Source organism: Streptomyces silvisoli, assembly GCF_029269905.1.
Classification (GTDB): domain Bacteria; phylum Actinomycetota; class Actinomycetes; order Streptomycetales; family Streptomycetaceae; genus Streptantibioticus_A; species Streptantibioticus_A silvisoli_A.
In genome coordinates, this window is record NZ_JARJBC010000002.1 from 377256 (window position 1) to 394408 (window position 17153).

The 17153-nt window shown below is 71.3% G+C and carries 17 protein-coding genes; 12 read left to right on the forward strand and 5 right to left on the reverse strand.

Features of this window, described 5'->3' with window-relative positions; all coding sequences use genetic code 11:
• The first annotated feature begins 119 nt into the window (after positions 1 to 119).
• Positions 120 to 1253 (forward strand): glycosyltransferase family 4 protein, encoded by a 1134-nt coding sequence (locus P3G67_RS04815; RefSeq protein ID WP_276092319.1) that lies wholly within the window; start codon positions 120 to 122, stop codon positions 1251 to 1253.
• A 130-nt stretch (positions 1254 to 1383) separates the two neighbouring features.
• Here the strand turns inward: P3G67_RS04815 and P3G67_RS04820 are convergent, their stop codons facing one another.
• Positions 1384 to 3183 (reverse strand): AMP-dependent synthetase/ligase, encoded by a 1800-nt coding sequence (locus P3G67_RS04820; protein ID WP_276092320.1) that lies wholly within the window; start codon positions 3181 to 3183, stop codon positions 1384 to 1386.
• A gap of 299 nt (positions 3184 to 3482) precedes the next feature.
• Between P3G67_RS04820 and P3G67_RS04825 the strand changes: the two genes are divergently transcribed.
• From P3G67_RS04825 to P3G67_RS04850, 6 genes are all read left to right on the forward strand, one after another.
• Entirely contained in the window at positions 3483 to 4244 is a 762-nt protein-coding gene (locus P3G67_RS04825; RefSeq protein WP_276092321.1) for a metallophosphoesterase family protein, read from the forward strand.
• A 135-nt stretch (positions 4245 to 4379) separates the two neighbouring features.
• A complete protein-coding gene (locus P3G67_RS04830; RefSeq protein ID WP_269854334.1) occupies positions 4380 to 4820 on the forward strand; it encodes an SRPBCC family protein in 441 nt (146 codons plus the stop codon).
• Between the two features lie 5 nt (positions 4821 to 4825).
• Positions 4826 to 5977, forward strand: coding sequence for an ArsA family ATPase (locus P3G67_RS04835; protein WP_276092322.1), 1152 nt, complete (start codon positions 4826 to 4828; stop codon positions 5975 to 5977).
• Between the two features lie 133 nt (positions 5978 to 6110).
• On the forward strand, positions 6111 to 6512 hold the full coding sequence (locus P3G67_RS04840; RefSeq protein WP_276092323.1) for a DUF5304 family protein: 402 nt from the start codon (positions 6111 to 6113) through the stop codon (positions 6510 to 6512).
• Positions 6513 to 6567: 55 nt separating this feature from the next.
• A complete protein-coding gene (locus P3G67_RS04845) occupies positions 6568 to 7509 on the forward strand; it encodes an ROK family glucokinase (RefSeq protein WP_269854337.1) in 942 nt (313 codons plus the stop codon).
• A 25-nt stretch (positions 7510 to 7534) separates the two neighbouring features.
• Positions 7535 to 8281 (forward strand): endonuclease/exonuclease/phosphatase family protein, encoded by a 747-nt coding sequence (locus P3G67_RS04850; protein ID WP_276092440.1) that lies wholly within the window; start codon positions 7535 to 7537, stop codon positions 8279 to 8281.
• A gap of 4 nt (positions 8282 to 8285) precedes the next feature.
• Here the strand turns inward: P3G67_RS04850 and P3G67_RS04855 are convergent, their stop codons facing one another.
• Both P3G67_RS04855 and P3G67_RS04860 read right to left on the reverse strand, forming a co-directional pair.
• The gene (locus P3G67_RS04855; protein ID WP_276092324.1) at positions 8286 to 8807 is read right to left on the reverse strand and encodes a hypothetical protein; all 522 of its coding nucleotides are present in this window, start codon (positions 8805 to 8807) and stop codon (positions 8286 to 8288) included.
• On the reverse strand, positions 8794 to 9579 hold the full coding sequence (locus P3G67_RS04860; protein WP_276092441.1) for an alpha/beta hydrolase: 786 nt from the start codon (positions 9577 to 9579) through the stop codon (positions 8794 to 8796). The genes P3G67_RS04855 and P3G67_RS04860 overlap by 14 nt, the downstream gene beginning before the upstream one ends.
• 292 nt (positions 9580 to 9871) lie before the next feature.
• Here P3G67_RS04860 and P3G67_RS04865 point away from each other — a divergent pair, with 292 nt between their 5' ends.
• Together P3G67_RS04865 and P3G67_RS04870 are read left to right on the forward strand one after the other, a co-directional pair.
• Complete coding sequence (locus tag P3G67_RS04865; RefSeq protein ID WP_269854596.1) at positions 9872 to 10597, forward strand: lysophospholipid acyltransferase family protein; 726 nt, start codon at positions 9872 to 9874, stop codon at positions 10595 to 10597.
• Between the two features lie 161 nt (positions 10598 to 10758).
• Entirely contained in the window at positions 10759 to 11787 is a 1029-nt protein-coding gene (locus P3G67_RS04870; protein ID WP_276092325.1) for a 6-phosphofructokinase, read from the forward strand.
• Positions 11788 to 11834: 47 nt separating this feature from the next.
• Here P3G67_RS04870 and P3G67_RS04875 read toward each other — a convergent pair whose 3' ends face one another.
• Complete coding sequence (locus P3G67_RS04875) at positions 11835 to 13745, reverse strand: anthranilate synthase family protein (protein WP_276092326.1); 1911 nt, start codon at positions 13743 to 13745, stop codon at positions 11835 to 11837.
• A gap of 255 nt (positions 13746 to 14000) precedes the next feature.
• On the opposite strand from P3G67_RS04875, the gene P3G67_RS04880 reads away from it, so the two are divergent.
• Both P3G67_RS04880 and P3G67_RS04885 read left to right on the forward strand, forming a co-directional pair.
• On the forward strand, positions 14001 to 15350 hold the full coding sequence (locus tag P3G67_RS04880) for a class II 3-deoxy-7-phosphoheptulonate synthase (RefSeq protein WP_269854341.1): 1350 nt from the start codon (positions 14001 to 14003) through the stop codon (positions 15348 to 15350).
• A gap of 128 nt (positions 15351 to 15478) precedes the next feature.
• A complete protein-coding gene (locus P3G67_RS04885; protein ID WP_276092327.1) occupies positions 15479 to 15775 on the forward strand; it encodes a (2Fe-2S)-binding protein in 297 nt (98 codons plus the stop codon).
• A 7-nt stretch (positions 15776 to 15782) separates the two neighbouring features.
• Here the strand turns inward: P3G67_RS04885 and bfr are convergent, their stop codons facing one another.
• Positions 15783 to 16265, reverse strand: coding sequence for a bacterioferritin (bfr, locus tag P3G67_RS04890; RefSeq protein ID WP_269854343.1), 483 nt, complete (start codon positions 16263 to 16265; stop codon positions 15783 to 15785).
• A 171-nt stretch (positions 16266 to 16436) separates the two neighbouring features.
• On the opposite strand from bfr, the gene P3G67_RS04895 reads away from it, so the two are divergent.
• Entirely contained in the window at positions 16437 to 17051 is a 615-nt protein-coding gene (locus P3G67_RS04895; protein WP_269854344.1) for a sulfite oxidase-like oxidoreductase, read from the forward strand.
• The last annotated feature ends 102 nt before the right edge of the window (positions 17052 to 17153 follow it).

Sequence of the window (17153 nt, forward strand, 5' to 3'; positions counted from 1 at the left end):
AGGCTCCTTCGCGCGGGTCGGGCGGGGTCACCGTGAGGCTACGCCACGATCCGCGCCGCCCCCCACTTCCGGTGCTGTCCAGGCGCGTGCCGCGGGGCACCGGGTACGGTCAGAGGGCGATGAACAAGACCCTGATCGTCACCAACGACTTCCCGCCGCGGCCGGGCGGCATCCAGGCCTTCGTACACAGCATGGCGTTGCGCCTCGACCCTGGAAAGGTCGTTGTCTACGCCTCCACCTGGAAGGACGGCGAGGAGGTCGCCGCCTTCGACGCGGAGCAGCCGTTCCCGGTGGTGCGCGACCGCACCAGCGTGCTGCTGCCGACGCCGCGGATCACCCGGCGGGCGGTGCGGCTGCTGCGGGAGCACGGCTGCTCCTCGGTCTGGTTCGGCGCCGCCGCGCCGCTCGGGCTGATGGCCCCGGCGCTGCGCGCGGCGGGCGCCCGCAGGATCGTGGCGACGACGCACGGACACGAGGCTGGCTGGGCCCAACTGCCCGCCGCCAGAGAGCTGTTGCGGCGCATCGGCGAGGGTACGGACACCGTCACCTACCTCGGCGAGTACACCCGGTCGCGGATCGCCACCGCGCTCAGCGGGCGGGCCGCGGCGCGGATGGTGCAACTGCCGCCGGGGGTCGACGAGAAGACCTTCCACCCCGCCTCGGGGGGCGCGGTGGTACGGGCCCGGCTGGGGCTGACCGACCGGCCGGTGGTCGTCTGCGTCTCGCGGCTGGTGCCGCGCAAGGGGCAGGACACGCTGATCCAGGCCATGCCGCGGATCCTGCGACGGGTGCCGGACGCGGTACTGCTGATCGTCGGCGGTGGGCCGTACCGGGCGCAACTGGAGCGGCTCGCCGCACAGATCGGGGTGGCCGAGTCCGTGCGGTTCACCGGGCCGGTGGCATGGGAGGAACTGCCCGCGCACTACGGCGCGGGGGACGTGTTCGCTATGCCGTGCAGGACCCGGCGGGGCGGGCTGGACGTGGAGGGCCTCGGCATCGTCTACCTGGAGGCGTCCGCCACGGGGCTGCCGGTGGTGGCCGGAGACTCCGGCGGCGCGCCGGACGCCGTCCTCGACGGTGAGACGGGGTGGGTCGTACGGGGCGGTTCGGCGGCTGAGGCCGCCGAACGCGTCGCCGTGCTTCTCGAAGACCCCGAACTGCGGCGGCGGTTCGGCGACCGCGGGCGCCAGTGGGTCGAGGAGGCCTGGCGCTGGGATCTGCTGGCGGAGCGGCTCCGGGGGCTTCTGGGGTAGGGGGCGGGGCCGGGGCCTGCGGGCTGGGTGGGAAAGCCCACGGGCGGGGAAAGACCCTCCCCCACCGGGGGAGACGGGCGGAGAACCGCCAGCGGGCGCGACGGGCGCCAGCCATCTCGCCCGGAACCGCTCAGCGCGAAGCGTAAATCGCCTCGATCTCGTCGGCGAAGTCCCGCAGGACGATGTTCCGCTTCAGCTTCAGCGACGGTGTCAGATGCCCCGACTCCTCACTGAACTGCGTCGGCAGGATGCGGAACTTCTTGACCGCCTCCGCGTGGGAGACCGCCGCGTTGCCGTCGTCCACCGCCCGTTGGACCTCCGCCAACAGGTCCGGGTCGGTGCGGAGTTCGGCCACCGGCGTGCCGGCGGGCTTTCCGTGCTGCTCCGCCCAGCGCGGCAGGAACTCCTCGTCGAGCGTGACCAGCGCCCCGACGAACGGCCTGCCGTCACCGACCACCATGCACTCGGCGACCAGCGCGTGCGCCCGGATACGGTCCTCGATCACCGCTGGAGCGACGTTCTTGCCGCCCGCGGTGACGATGATCTCCTTCTTGCGCCCGGTGATCGTCAGATAGCCGTCCTCGTCCAGCGTGCCGATGTCCCCGGTGTGGAACCAGCCGTCCTCCAGCGCCTCGGCGGTGGCCCGCTCGTTGTTCCAGTAGCCGGTGAACAGGTGCTCGCCGTGCAGCAGCACCTCGCCGTCGTCGGCGATACGCACCACGCTGCCCGGCAGCGGCTGGCCGACGGTGCCGATCTTGGTGCGGTCCCAGGGGTTGAACGCGGTCGCGGCGCAGGACTCGGTGAGCCCGTACCCCTCCAGCACGGTGAAGCCGATGCCGCGGTAGAAGTGGCCGAGCCGCTCGCCCAGCGGCGCCCCGCCGGAGATCGCGTGGGTGGCCCGGCCGCCCAGCACGCCGCGCAGCTTGCCGTACACCAGCCGGTCGAAGACCTTGTGCCGCAGCCGCAGCGCGAAACCGGGACCGTTCGGGGTGTCCAGCGCCCGGCTGTACTCGATGGCGGTGTCCGCCGCCTTGTCGAAGATCTTCTCCTTGCCGCCCGAACGCGCCTGCGCCCGCGCCGAGTTGTAGACCTTCTCGAACACCCGGGGCACGCTCAGCACCAACGAGGGCCGGAACGAGGCCAGTTCATCGGTGAGGTTCTTGACGTCGCTGACATGGCCGAGCTTGATCGGCGCCATCACGCACGCCACCTCGACCAGCCGGCCGAGCACGTGCGCCAGCGGCAGGAACAGCAGCACCGACGACTCGCCGGTACGGAACAGCGGCGTCAGCCGGGCCACCACGTTGCCGCACTCCGCGAAGAAGCTGCGGTGGGTGAGCACACAGCCCTTGGGCCGGCCGGTGGTGCCCGAGGTGTAGACGATCGTGGCCGGGGTGTCGGCGTCGGCGATGGTGCTGCGCTCGTCGACCTCCGCGTCGGACACGTCACTGCCGGACGACGCGAGGGTCTCCACCGCGCCCGCGTCGATCCGCCACAGGTGCTTCAGCCGTGGCAGCCGCTCCCGTACCGACTCCACCACGTCCTCGTGCACGGTGGTCTCGACCACGCAGGCCACCGCTCCGGAGTCGCTGAGGATCCACTCCACCTGCTCGGCGGAGGACGTTTCGTATACGGGCACGGTGACCCCGCCCGCGCTCCAGATGGCGAAGTCCAGCAGCGTCCACTCGTACCGGGTACGGGACATCAGGGCGACGCGGTCGCCGGGCTCGACACCGGAGGCGATCAGGCCCTTGGCGGCCGCGTGCACCTCGGCGAGGAACTGTCTGGCGGTCACGTCCTGCCAGAGCCCGTCACGCTTGCGAGCCAGCACCGGGACGTCGGGATGCTGCGCGGCGTTGCGGCGGATGAGATCCGTCAGATTGCCGTCGGCAGGGACCTCGTACAAAGCCGGAAGGCTGAACTCGCGCAAGACTGATGCTCCTCGTCGGCGCCGGCGGCGTTGTCGGCTGCGCTCGTGATCAAGAGCTGTATGGGACGGCCCGGACGTTACCCATCGGTAAAGCTCCCGGGATAGGGGTCAGGGGCAGATGTTCGCTGTGTCACACCACCCTCGGTCGTCGTGGCCCGCGCCACCGCCCTGTCCGTCCCCGCCGCCCGGACGTGACCGCAGCGGTGCTCCGGGCACCCTATTGCAGAGGTCTGGTGACCCGCAGGTAACCGCCGATCCATCAGGCCGAACCCCTTGCGCGGCCCGTTAGGGTGATCGTCATGCGGGTCCATGTGGTGAGCGATGTCCACGGCGCCGTCGAGCCCCTCGCCAGGGCGGGGGACGGTGCGGACGCCCTGGTCTGCCTCGGCGACCTGATCCTCTTCCTCGACTACGCCGACCACTCGCGCGGGATCTTCCCCGAACTGTTCGGCACCGAGAACGCCGACCGCATCGTGGAGTTGCGCACCGCCCGCCGCTTCGAGGAGGCCCGCACCCTGTCCCGGATGCTGTGGGACGGCATCGACCGGGCCGCCGCCGTGGAGCGCGCCGTTCGCAAGCAGTACGCCGAGATGTTCGCGGTGCTTCCCACACCGACGTACGCCACCTACGGCAACGTCGACATGCCCGATCTGTGGCCGGAGTTCGCCCGCCCCGGCACCCGCGTGCTGGACGGGAAGACGGTCGAGGTCGGCGGCCGGGTCTTCGGGTTCGTCGGCGGCGGACTGCGCACCCCGATGCGCACCCCCCACGAGATCGACGACGAGACCTACGCGGCCAAGGTCGCCGCGCTCGGCCCGGTCGACGTGCTCTGCTCGCACATCCCGCCCGCCGTGCCCGAGCTGTGCTACGACACCGTGGCCCGCCGCTTCGAACGCGGCAGCCAGGCGCTGCTCGACGCCATCCACACGGTGCGCCCCCGGTACGCGCTGTTCGGCCATGTCCACCAGCCGCTGGCCCAGCGGATGCGGATAGGGAACACCGAGTGCGTCAACGTCGGCCACTTCAACGCCACCCGCACCCCGTACGTCCTGGAGTGGTGAACGAGGCCGACCGAGGCGCTACCCACCGCCCGATCCACCCGCGATAACCTGACGCACCAGAAAAGCTCCAGGCGCGGCGCCGACGGTGCCGGGCGCCTGGCAGGACCGACGCGAAGTCCCGGAGGGGCCACGGCGATGGCGGAACACACCAGCTCTAGCATCACCATCGAGGCGGCCCCGGCCGACGTGATGAAGGTGATCTCGGACTTCGAGCGGTACCCGGAGTGGACCGGCGAGGTCAAGGAGGCCGAGATCCTCGCCAAGGACGACGAGGGCCGCGCGGAGCGGGTCCGGCTGGTGCTCGACGCCGGGGCGATCAAGGACGACCACACCCTGAAGTACACCTGGGGCGGCCCGAACAAGGTCAGCTGGTCGCTGGTGAAGTCGCAGATGCTGCGTGCCCTCGACGGCTCGTACACCCTGGTGCCACTGGCGGACGGCACGCGCACCGAGGTCACCTACCAGCTCACCGTCGACGTGAAGATCCCGATGCTCGGCATGATCAAGCGCAAGGCGGAGAAGGTCATCATCGACCGTGCGCTCGACGGGCTGAAGAAGCGCGTGGAGCAGGGCTGACCCTCGTGCGTACCGTCCTGGTCACCGGTCCCGGCGGCGCCGGGACCAGCACTGTCGCCGCGGCCACCGCGCTGGCCGCCGCCCGCGCCGGTGCCCGCGCCCTGCTGGTCACCGCCGACCCGCCGCCCGGACTCACCGCCGACGAGACGCCGGGGCTGACCGTGCGGACGCTGGACAGCGCCGGTGTCTTCCAGGACCGGGCCGCGGAACTCCAGCAGCGGCTGTCCGCCGTCTTCGAACTGCTCGGCGCCAGCCCGCTCGACCCCGAGGAGTTCACCGAACTGCCCGGCTCCCGGGAGTTCGCGCTGCTGCACGCGCTCGGTGGCACGGACGGCCACGACGTGGTGGTGGCCGATCTGCCGCCGGTGGACAGCGCCGTCCGCCTGCTGGCCCTGCCGGAGCAACTGCGCCGCTACCTCAGCCGGTTGCTGCCGCCGGAGCGGCAGGCCGCCCGTGCGCTGCGCCCGATGCTCGCCCAGCTCGCCGGGGTGCCGATGCCCGCGGAGTGGCTTTACCAGACGGCCGCCCGCTGGGACGCCGAACTCGCCGCGGTCAACACGGTGATCGAGTCCGCCGCCACCACGGTCCGCCTGGTCGTGGAGCCGGGGCCGCGCGCCGCGGCGGCCGTACGCGCCGCCCGTACCGGCCTCGCCCTGTTCGGGTACCGGGTGGAGTCGCTGACCGCCAACCGGCTGTTGCCGACCGGCTCCGCGGACCCCTTCCTGGCCGCGCTGTCCGGACAGCAGCAGAAGCATCTCAAGGCGCTGTACGAGGAGTTCGGCGCCGACGGCGTGCCGGTGCGCGAACTGCCGCACCTCGGCCGCGATCCGCACGGTCCCGACGACCTCGCGGCGCTCGGCGGCCCCGAGCTGGCCGTCGGTCCGCTGCCCGACACACCGGCCGACCAACCGTGGAGCGTCGAGGACCGGTTGGCGGCGGAGGGGCAACTGGTGTGGCGGCTGCCGCTGCCCGGCGCCACCCGCGACACCCTCGACCTGGTCCGGCGGGGCGACGAAGTCGTCGTGGACGCGGGGCGGTTCCGGCGCATCATGCGGCTGCCGTCCGCGCTGCGCCGCTGCACCGTGACCGGCGCCGCGCTGCGCGACGGTGCCCTGCAGGTACGTTTCACCCCTGATCCGGCGCTGTGGCCCCAGTGAACGGGGCGTATCCGCCGGGCTAACGTTGGATAGGTCACGATGACCACACCCGGGTACGCCGCAGTGGTGTAGAACACACCATTGAGTACAACTGGTGAACCCACCGCCTCGGAACGCCGTTGAGGAGTCCGCGATGAGCGAAGGCCAGGACCGTCCGCAAACCGACGCCGACGCATGGGCCGCGGCCTGCGCCGAGGACCTCGCCGAGGAGCGTGCCCGCCGCCGTGCGCAGGCCGGTTACCGCCCCGGCAGCGCGGCGGACGAGCTGCGCAAGCTGGCCGAGGCCGTCGCCGACAAGGTCGCCGAACTGCGTTCGCCGGCCGCCGAGTTGGCCGCACAGACGGTGATCTCCCAGGTGCGCGCGGCGGTCGGGCCGATCCGCGAGCGCAACCCCGATGTGTTCGAGCACCTGGCCGCCGCCGGATCCGAGTTGCTGGCCGCCTACCGGGCCGCGGTGACCGGTCAGGAGAGCCGGTGGACCCAGGGCGGCAGCAAAGATCAGCGTTCAGGAAGTGAACACATCGACCTCGACTGAGCCCTCCTCGGGTACGGTTGCCTTAAGCGGGGTTCGACCAAAATCTGAGGGACACATGGGACTCACCATCGGCGTCGACATCGGCGGCACCAAGATCGCGGCCGGCGTGGTCGACGAGGAGGGCACGATCCTCGAAACCTGCAAGGTGCCGACCCCGTCGACGCCCGAGGGCGTCATCGATGCCATCGCGGACGCGGTGCGCACGGTCAGCGCCTCCCACCGGATCGACGCCGTCGGTATCGGCGCCGCGGGATACGTGGACGACAAGCGCGCCACCGTACTGTTCGCGCCGAACATCAACTGGCGCCACGAGGCGCTCAAGGACAAGGTCGAACAGCGGGTCGGCCTGCCCGTGGTGGTGGAGAACGACGCCAACGCCGCGGCCTGGGGCGAGTACCGGTTCGGCGCCGGCCAGGGCCACGACGACGTGGTCTGCATCACCCTCGGCACCGGCCTGGGCGGCGGCATCATCATCGGCGGCAAGCTGCACCGAGGCCGCTTCGGCGTCGCGGGCGAGTTCGGCCACATCCGGGTGGTGCCGGACGGGCTGCTGTGCGGATGCGGCAGCCAGGGCTGCTGGGAGCAGTACGCCTCCGGGCGCGCCCTGGTCCGCTACGCCCGGCAGCGCGCGGCGGCCACGCCGGAGAACGCGGTGGTCCTGCTCGGCCTGGGCGACGGCACCATCGACGCCATCGAGGGCAAGCACATCAGCGAGGCCGCCAGGAAGGGCGACCCGGTGGCCGTCGACTCGTTCCGCGAGCTGGCCCGCTGGGCCGGAGCCGGACTGGCCGACCTGGCCTCCCTCTTCGACCCCTCGGCGTTCATCGTCGGCGGCGGGGTCTCCGACGAGGGCGACCTGGTGCTGGAACCGATCCGCAAGTCCTTCCGCCGCTGGCTGGTGGGCGGTCAGTGGCGGCCGCACGCCCAGGTGCTCGCCGCCCAGCTCGGCGGTGAGGCAGGACTGGTCGGCGCGGCCGACCTGGCACGTCAGGGCTGACCGAACAGGAGCCGCCGTGGGCACAGTGGACCAGCTGCCGAACTCGCGTACCGAACCGGACGGTTCGGCGGTCGTCCGTGTGCTCAGCTACAACGTGCGTTCCATGCGGGACGACCGGGCGGCGCTGGCCCGGGTGATCCGGGCCTGCGCTCCCGACGTGGTCTGCGTCCAGGAGGCCCCGCGCTTCTTCCGGTGGCGCAAGCACGCGGCGTGGCTGGCCCGGGAGTCCGGCCTGGTCACGGTCACCGGCGGGGCCACCGCCGCCGGGCCGATGATCCTGGCCAATCTGCGGGCCCATGTGGAGCACACCGAGGACCTGCTGCTGCCCCGCACCACAGGGCTGCACCAGCGCGGCTTCGCGACCGCCGTGCTGAGGTTCGGTGCCGCGCGGCTGGGGGTGATCAGCTGCCATCTGAGCGTCAACCCCGACGAGCGCTACGCGCAGTCCGGCCTGCTGCTCGACAAGGTCGCGGCGGCCGGGGAGCCGCACCTGGTGGTCGGCGGTGACTTCAACGACCACCCCGACGGGCGGTCGTTCTCCCGCATCGCCAGCGAACTCCAGGACGGCTGGGCGGTACGGCCGTGGGGCGGCGAGTTCACCTCCCGCCCCGGTGACCCGTACCAGCGCCTCGACGCGGTCTTCGCCACCAAGAGCGTGGAGTTCCTGGGCTGCGGCGTGCCCGACAAGCTGCCGGGCATCAGGACGGACGACCTGATCGCGGCCACCGACCACCTGCCGGTCCTGGCGGCCCTGCGCGTCCCGGCGGGCTGAGCGCCTAGACGACGGCCCCGCCGTGCGGGTCGTCGTCCTCCTCACGGCCCTTCATCCGCGCCACCAGCGTGGTGAAGCCGCCCAGGAAGCCGCCGACCCCCAGCAGCATCGCCCACCAGGTCAACGGCTCCTGGAACAGCACGAACCCGAGCACCAGCAGCGGTCCGCCGAGCACCGCGATCCAGGCGAACTTGGTGGTGACGTCGCTCGGTGGCAGCGGCGGCGGCTCCGGCGGCACGAAGTGCCCCTCGTCCTCGTCGTCGGCGACCTCGTAGTCCCGCGGCCCGGACCGCGGTGCCCGTATGACGAACTCCCGCGGCACCTCCGGAACGCCGCTGTTGGTCGCCCGCTCCTGCTCCTGCGCGGCGTCCGGCCAGCCGTCGGGCAGCTCCGGCTCCTCGCCGTACCCCGCGACGATCTGCGCCCAGGCCGCCTCCTCGTCCAGCGGCGCACCCGCGCCACCCGCCGGGTCCCGCGGCTCCGCGCCCTCCGCGCCGTCCTGCGGCGGCTCGTCACGCTCCGCCACTGGCCACCTCGGCCTCCCCGTCCGGCGCGGGCGCCAACCGCCGTACGAACTCGTAGCTGGACCGGAAGACCTGCTCGGCGTCGTGGTCCAGCGGTACCACGTGGTAGCTGCGCTCCAGGATGGTGCGGGTCAGGTCGGTGGAGCCCAGCCGCCGCTCCACCAGGTCGCCGTTGGCCGGGTGCACCACATGGTCCACCCGGCTGTTGAACAGCAGCACGGGCTGGGTCACCTTCGGCAGATCGGCCTGGACGATCCGCCAGAACCTCGACAGGGAGTGCACCGCGTGCAGCGGGGTGCGGTCGTAGCCCAGCTCCACACTGTCCTCCCTGGCGATGTCGCTGGCGATGCCCTTCACCGACGGGACGAAGTGCCGGGCCACCGGCACCAGCCGCAACCGCCCGCCGTCCGCCTTGACCGACGGGTTGACCAGTACGATGCCACTGATCGCCGGGCCGTGCTCGGCCGCCAGATGGATGGTGAGCGCACCGCCCATCGACAGCCCGAAGACGAACACCCGCACACAGCGCTCACGCAGCGCGCGCAGTTCCCGGTCGGCCTCCGCGTACCAGTCCTGCCATCCGGTGACCCCCAGGTCCTGCCAGCGGGTGCCGTGCCCGGGAAGCAGCGGCAGCGACACGGACAGACCGCGCTCGGCGAGGTACTCCGCCCAGGGGCGCAGGGACTGCGGCGAGCCGGTGAGGCCGTGGCACAGCAGCACACCGGTCGGTCCGCCGTCATGGCGGTACGGTTCGGCTCCGGGCATGAGCGGCACCGTGGGCCTCCTGTTCATGAGCGCGATCCCTGGGTGGGGCGGTACCGGTTCAGCGGCGCTGACGGCACACGGCACGGACAGGTACCTCACAGTACGCGGCCGGGTGGGCACCCGGTAGGTCAGTCGGACGCGGGCGCCGCGCGCCGTCGGCGTTCCCCACCCGCCGCCCACCGCCGCCCTCACCGGAAGCGCCGCGCGGCGGCGTTCGTATGTACGGGCGGCAGGACCCCCGCCCGGGCAGGTTAAGGTCTACCGTCGCCTTACAGGAGGTCCTCGGTTGTTCTACGGCGTGATGAAGCTGACGCTCGGCGGGTCGCTCAAGCTCGCCTTCAAGCCCTGGGTGGAGGGGCTGGAGAACATCCCCAAGGAAGGCCCGGCGATCCTGGCGAGCAATCACCTGTCCTTCTCCGACTCGTTCTTCCTGCCCGCGGTCCTCGACCGCAAGGTCACCTTCATCGCGAAAGCCGAGTATTTCACCTCACCCGGGGTCAAGGGGAAGCTGACCGCGGCGTTCTTCAAGGGCGTGGGCCAGCTGCCGGTGGACCGCTCCGGTGCGCGCGGCGCGGGTGAGGCGGCGGTCAAGAGCGGCCTTGAGGTACTGGCCCGCGGCGAGCTGTTCGGCATCTACCCCGAGGGCACCCGCTCGCCGGACGGCCGCCTGTACCGCGGCAAGCCCGGCGGGCTGGCCCGGGTCGCGCTCGCCTCGGGGGCACCGGTGATCCCGGTCGCCATGATCGACACCGAGAAGATCCAGCCGCCGGGCAAGGTCGTGCCGAAGCTGATGAGCCCCGGCATCCGGATCGGCAAGCCGCTGGACTTCAGCCGCTACCACGGCATGGAGAACGACCGCTTCATCCTGCGCTCGGTGACCGACGAGGTCATGTACGAGATCATGAAGCTTTCCGGCCAGGAGTACGTGGACATCTACGCCACCGCCGCCAAGCGCCAGATCGCCGAGGCGAAGAAGCAGGCCGAGGAGGCCGAGAAGGCCGCCAAGCAGCACAGGCCCGGTTCCTGACCGGCTCGCGCCGCACCGGCCGCGCCACCCGTTTGGGTGATGCGTGCGCCCCAACTCCCTTGTGACGGCCGGGAATCCACGCCACGGGCGATCCCCTGTGACCTGGACCACGGCTAGCGTGTGCCGTGTTGGCTGCCAGCGTCATAGACAGGGAGGAATCCATGCGCGTCGGAGTGCTGACCGGCGGAGGCGACTGCCCCGGGCTGAACGCGGTCATCCGAGCCCTGGTACGCAAGGGCGTACAGGAGTACGGGCATGAGTTCGTGGGTTTCCGGGACGGCTGGCGCGGCCCGCTCGAAGGCCACACCAAGCAGTTGGACATCCCGGCGGTACGCGGCATCCTGCCGCGCGGCGGCACCATCCTCGGCTCGTCCCGCACCAATCCGCTGAAGATGGAGGACGGGGTGCGCAAGGTCAAGGAGAACCTCGCCAAACACGAGGTGGACGCTCTGGTGGCGATCGGCGGCGAGGACACCCTCGGCGTGGCGGCCACCCTCGCCGACCAGTACGGCGTGCCGTGCGTGGGCGTGCCCAAGACCATCGACAACGACCTGAGCGCCACCGACTACACCTTCGGCTTCGACACCGCGGTCAACATCGCCACCGAGGCCATCGACCGGTTGCACACCACCGCCGAGTCGCACATGCGGGTGCTGGTGATCGAGGTCATGGGCCGCCACGCGGGCTGGATCGCGCTGCACGCCGGGCTCGCGGGCGGCGCCAACGTCATCCTCATCCCCGAGCAGCGCTTCGACATCGACGAGGTATGCGGCTGGGTGGAGAGCCGCTTCAAGGTGCGCTACGCGCCGATCATCGTGGTCGCCGAGGGCGCCATGCCCAAGGACGGTGAACTGGTCACCAAGGACGGCACGTTGGACTCCTTCGGGCACGTCCGGCTGTCCGGGATCGGCGACTGGCTGGCCAAGGAGATCGAGAAGCGCACCGGCAAGGAGGCCAGGACCACGGTCCTGGGGCACATTCAGCGGGGCGGCACCCCGTCGGCGTTCGACCGGTGGCTGGCCACGCGGTTCGGGCTGCATGCGATCGACGCGGTCCAGGACGGCGACTTCGGGAAGATGGTCGCTCTGCGGGGGACGGACATCGTCCGCGTCGCGCTCGGTGAGGCCACGGCCAAACTCAAGACCGTTGATCCCGCGTTGTACGCGGAAGCCGGGGTGTTCTTCGGCTGACCGCCGGTGGTGGGTGGGCTCGCGCCCACCCACCCGTCCGCGGCCCCTCAGACCGTCACCGTGGTCAACAACTCCTTGACGATTCCCGTGCCGTTCAGCGTCAGGACCGACTCCGGGTGGAACTGGACGCCCGCGAAGCCCGGGCCGCGCAGGGCGTGGATGTCTCCGGTGGCCGGGTCGCGGGACAACTCGACGCGGTGCATGCCCAGTTCGTGAGCGGCGGCGTCGTCGCACCGTGCGGTGAAGGTGTTGTAGAACCCGACCGTCTCGGCGCGGCCGAACAGGTCGATCCGCTCCTGCGCGCCCTGGAACGGCACCCGTTTGCGGACGATGTCCAGGCCCAGTTCGGCGGCGATCAGCTCGTGCCCGAGGCACACCCCGAGCAGGCCGCCGCGCTGGCCGCCGAGCAACTCGGCGGCCAGCGCGCGCAGTTGGCGCATCCTGGGGTCGGTGCGGTCCGACGGGTCGCCGGGCCCCGGGCCGAGGACCACCGGGCCGGGATGCGCCAGCGCGGCGTCCCGCAGGCCGGGCTCGTCGTAGCGGCGCACGGTCACCGCGAGGCCGGAGGAGCGCAGTACGTGCGCCAGCATCGCGGTGAAGGTGTCCTCGGCGTCGACCACCAGCGCCTGGCCGATCGGCTCGGCCTGCCGCCGCTCCCGCATCCGCAGCCAGAAAGGCGCCAGGTTCGCCCGGCGCGCGTCGAGCGCGGCCCGCACCCGGATGTCGTCCGCGAGCCGGGGCCGCGGACCGCCGGTGCCGGGTGCGGCGGCCGGGCCTGCCCCGAGTGCGGCCAGTACCCCGGCGGCCTTGGCGTGGGTCTCGGCCACCTCGCCGTGCGGGTCGGAGTGGCGCACCAGGGTGGCGCCCACGGAGACACCGAACCGTCCGTCCGGGGTGATGTCGGCGGTGCGGATGAGGATGGGGGAGTCCAGGGTCTGCGCGCCGCCCGCGTCCCGGCCGATCAGCGCGAGAGCGCCCGCGTAGTAGCCGCGGCCGTGCGGCTCGTGGCGCTCGATGACCCGGCAGGCGTTCTGCACCGGCGAGCCGGTCACCGTCGCGGCGAACATCGTCTCGCGCAGCACCTCCCGTACGTCCATCGAACTGCGGCCGCGCAGCTCGTACTCGGTGTGCGCGAGATGCGCCATCTCCTTCAGCCGGGGGCCGACCACCTGGCCGCCGAGGTCACCGACGGTGCACATCATCTTCAGCTCCTCGTCGACGACCATGGTCAGCTCCTCGACCTCCTTCGCGTCCCGCAGGAACGCCAGCACGCCCTCGGCGCTGGGACCGGTCGCCGGATAGCGGTACGTGCCGCTGATCGGGTTCATCACGACGGTGCCCCCCGACATCCGGACATGGACCTCGGGGCTGGCGCCGACCAGGGTGCGCTCGCCGGTGTGCACCACGTACGTCCAGTACGCGCCGCGCTCGCCGGTCAGCAGCCGCCGGAACAGGGCGAGCGCGTCGGCGGCGGTGAAGCCGGGGATCTCGCCGCGGAACGTCCGCCGGATCACGAAGTTCGCGCCCTCGCCCCGGCCGATCTCGTCCTCGACGACCTGCCGCACGATCCGCGCGTACGCCTCGTCGTCCACGTCGAAAGCCCCGCCCTCGACCGTGACCGCGTGCCGTGGCAGCGCGGCCAGCAGCTCCGGCACCGGCAGCCGGTGCGTCTGCCGAGGCCGCAGCACCAGCAGCGGTGTGCCGTCGTCGCGCACGTCGAAGCCGCGCTCCCGGATCTGCCGGAACGGCACCAGCGCCAGCGCGTCCAGCGCCGCGCCGCCGTCCGGGACACCGGACGGCAGCGGGATGCCGGCCAGCCGCTCGTGCCGGGTCACCGGGCCGAGCAGCAGCTCGACGGTGTCCGTGGCCAGGCCGGGCGTACGGCGGTGCAGCAGGGCGAACGGCGGGCAGTCGGGGGAGCACAGGCGCTCCACGAGTGCGCTGGTACTGGCGTCCATGGCGGATCCTTCCGGGATGCGGAGGGCGGCCGGACACACCGAAGGCCGCCCCTCGGGCGGCCTTCGCGAAACTTTTGGGTACGCGTGATCAGTGGGCCGCCGGATCAGCGGTCCACCACCATGCCGTGCGGCAGGCGAGCATCGGTCGTGCGTACATGGCCTCGACCCTAGCGCACGTCCACGGATGAACACCGGTTGTCTCACCTTGCGGGCATCGGAGAAAAGATCTGGACGGGACCCCGTAGTGTTGGCCTTGTGACCGTGAACGCTGAATCCACTGCCGGTGGCAACACCTGGCGCGACCTTCCCGCGGCGCAGCAGCCCGAGTGGCCCAACCCCGAGGCTCTGCGCGATGTGATCGCGGACCTCCAGTCGTATCCGCCGCTCGTCTTCGCGGGCGAGTGCGACCTGCTGCGCAGCCGTATGGGAGCCGTCGCCCGTGGCGAGGCGTTCCTGCTGCAGGGCGGTGACTGCGCCGAGGCGTTCGACGCGGTCTCCGCCGACCACATCCGCAGCAAGCTCAAGACGCTGCTCCAGATGGGCGCCGTGCTCACCTACGCCGCGTCGGTGCCGGTGGTGAAGGTCGGCCGGATCGCCGGGCAGTACTCCAAGCCCCGCTCCAAGCCGACCGAGACCCGCGACGGCGTCACCCTGCCCACCTACCGCGGTGACAGCGTCAACGGCTTCGAGTTCACCGCCGAGGCCCGCACTCCGGACCCGGAGCGGCTGAAGCGGATGTACCACGCCTCGGCCGCCACCTTGAACCTGGTGCGCGCCTTCGCCACCGGTGGCTACGCCGACCTGCGGCAGGTGCACGCCTGGAACCAGGACTTCGTGAGGTCGTCCCCGTCCGGACAGCGCTACGAGGCGCTCGCCCGGGAGATCGACAGCGCGATGAACTTCATGAAGGCGTGCGGGACGGACCCGGAGGAGTTCAAGACCGTCGAGTTCTACTCCTCGCACGAGGCGCTGATCCTGGACTACGAGTCGGCGCTGACCCGGGTGGACTCGCGCACCGGCAAGCTGTACGACGTCTCCGGGCACATGGTGTGGATCGGCGAGCGCACCCGGCAGCTGGACGGCGCGCACATCGAGTTCGCCTCCCGGATCCGCAACCCGATCGGCGTCAAGCTCGGCCCGAAGACCAGCCCCGAGGACGCGCTCACCCTGATCGACCGCCTCGACCCGGAGCGCGAGCCCGGTCGGCTGACGTTCATCACCCGGATGGGCGCCGACAAGATCCGCGACCGGCTGCCCGAACTGGTGGAGAAGGTCACCGCGTCCGGCGCCCGGGTGGCGTGGGTGTGCGACCCAATGCACGGCAACACCTTCGAGGCGGCCTCCGGGCACAAGACCCGGCGCTTCGACGACGTGCTGGACGAGGTCAAGGGCTTCTTCGAGGTCCACAAGGGCCTGGGCACCCACCCGGGCGGTATCCATGTGGAGCTGACCGGTGACGACGTCACCGAGTGCGTGGGCGGCGGCGACGAGATTTTCGTGGACGACCTGCACCAGCGCTACGAGACGGCCTGCGACCCCCGGCTCAACCGCAGCCAGTCCCTGGACCTGGCGTTCCTGGTGGCGGAGATGTACCGGCAGCAGTAGGTCCCATGACCTGGCCGAGGGGCGCGGATCACACTGATCCGCGCCCCTCGGTGCTTTTCCCGGGCAGCCGCGCCAGGTAAGGTTAGGTTTGCCTCACTGATCTAGGGACCCGCTGGGAGTGAAACCGCGTGTACGTATGCAGCTGCTTCGGTGTGACCGAGGCGCAGGTGCATGCGCACCGGGCGGCCGGAGCCTGCACTCCGCGTGACGTGGCCTCCGCGTGCAAGGCGGGGACCGACTGCGGGTCCTGCGTCCGCCGCATCCAGGCGCTGCTCGGCCGGGGCGGCGGGTGTGTGTCACGCGGCGAGGCCTCACGTGACGCGATCCAGGCCCGGCTGACTCCGGCGGCGCCCTCCGCGATGCCGTCCACCGCCGGGCCCGTGGCCGCGCCGCGGCCGGTGCCGGCGGCGGTCGAGGCGGCCTGAGCCCGGTTCACGAGGCGTCCGGCTGCTCGATGACCTGCGCGATGTAGAGCGGTTCGCCCAGCTTCTCCACCAGTTCCAGCTGCGTGTCGAGATAGTCGATGTGGTGTTCCTCGTCGGCGAGGATGTCCTCGAAGATGTTGGCCGAGGTGATGTCGCCCTTGGACCGCATCACCTCGATGCCGCGCCGCAGCCGGTCGATCGCCTCCACCTCGACCTGCCGGTCCGCCTGGAACATCTCGGTCACCGTCTGGCCGACCCTGACGTGGAACAGTCGCTGGTAGTTGGGCAGCCCCTCCAGGAACAGGATCCGGTCGGTGAGCACCTCCGCGTGCTTCATCTCATCGAACGACTCGGCCCGGGTGTATTTCGCGAGCTTGTACCAGCCGAAGTTCTCCTGCATCTTCGCGTGCAGGAAGTACTGGTTGATCGCGGTCAGTTCGCCGGTCAGCTGCTCGTTGAGGAACTCGATCACCTCGGGGTCGCCCTGCATGGCAACGCCGTCCCTTCGTTGGTGCCCTGGGGGCGGGGCAGATGGGCGCATCCTCGCACCGAGCCCCGGAGCGATCCAGTAAGTGCACACTCATGGCGGCTTGTCCGGATTGCTCACCGGCTGGCGCACCGCTGGTCAAGAGCATGCCGCCCGGTCTGTCACCATGGAGTCATGGGTCAGTCGGAACGCCGCGAAGGAGAGCTTCCTCCCGGGCAGCGGCTTCAGCGCGGCTGGCCGGTTCTGCACTACGGGCCGGTGCCCAGGTTCAAGCCGGACCGCTGGGAGTTCCGGGTTTTCGGCGCCACGGCCGACGGCGAGAAGCACTGCTGGAACCACGAGGAGTTCTCGGCACTGCCGCACGCCACGGTGATCGGCGACTTCCACTGCGTCACCAAGTTCTCCATGCTCGGCGTGGAGTGGGGCGGGGTCGCCACCTCGACGGTACTGAAGCTGGCGCCGCCCGCCCCCGACGTCACCCATGTCATGGTCTGGGCCGAGTACGGCTTCAGCTCCAACCTGCGGCTGGACGACTTCGCTGACGACAAATCGATATTCGCCACGCACCGGGGCGGCGAGCTGCTCACCGCTGAGCACGGCTTCCCGGTGCGGCTGATAGTGCCGCACCTGTACGCCTGGAAGGGCCCCAAGTGGGTGCGCGGCGTGGAGTACATGGTCGCCGACCGCCGCGGCTTCTGGGAGGAGCGCGGCTACCACAACCTCGGCGACCCCTGGCGCGAACAGCGCTACTCCTACCAGGAGGAACCGGGCGACGGCCCAGAGCTCTAGCCTTCCGGCGGATCCCGCCCTCGGGTCGCGGTTGGCTCGGACCGCCGACCCGCCTTGGCAGCCACCGCGGCGTGGACCGGCGGTGCGAAGCGGCCGCGACCC

What these genes read in the sequence shown, in the direction of transcription:
- P3G67_RS04815 (WP_276092319.1), top strand. Translation starts at nt 120, where the DNA reads ATGAACAAGACCCTGATCGTCACCAACGACTTCCCGCCGCGGCCGGGC.
- P3G67_RS04825 (WP_276092321.1), top strand. Translation starts at nt 3,483, where the DNA reads ATGCGGGTCCATGTGGTGAGCGATGTCCACGGCGCCGTCGAGCCCCTC.
- P3G67_RS04830 (WP_269854334.1), top strand. Translation starts at nt 4,380, where the DNA reads ATGGCGGAACACACCAGCTCTAGCATCACCATCGAGGCGGCCCCGGCC.
- P3G67_RS04840 (WP_276092323.1), top strand. Translation starts at nt 6,111, where the DNA reads ATGAGCGAAGGCCAGGACCGTCCGCAAACCGACGCCGACGCATGGGCC.
- P3G67_RS04845 (WP_269854337.1), top strand. Translation starts at nt 6,568, where the DNA reads ATGGGACTCACCATCGGCGTCGACATCGGCGGCACCAAGATCGCGGCC.
- P3G67_RS04865 (WP_269854596.1), top strand. Translation starts at nt 9,872, where the DNA reads ATGAAGCTGACGCTCGGCGGGTCGCTCAAGCTCGCCTTCAAGCCCTGG.
- P3G67_RS04870 (WP_276092325.1), top strand. Translation starts at nt 10,759, where the DNA reads ATGCGCGTCGGAGTGCTGACCGGCGGAGGCGACTGCCCCGGGCTGAAC.
- P3G67_RS04875 (WP_276092326.1), bottom strand. Translation starts at nt 13,745, where the DNA reads ATGGACGCCAGTACCAGCGCACTCGTGGAGCGCCTGTGCTCCCCCGAC.
- bfr (WP_269854343.1), bottom strand. Translation starts at nt 16,265, where the DNA reads ATGCAGGGCGACCCCGAGGTGATCGAGTTCCTCAACGAGCAGCTGACC.
- P3G67_RS04895 (WP_269854344.1), top strand. Translation starts at nt 16,437, where the DNA reads ATGGGTCAGTCGGAACGCCGCGAAGGAGAGCTTCCTCCCGGGCAGCGG.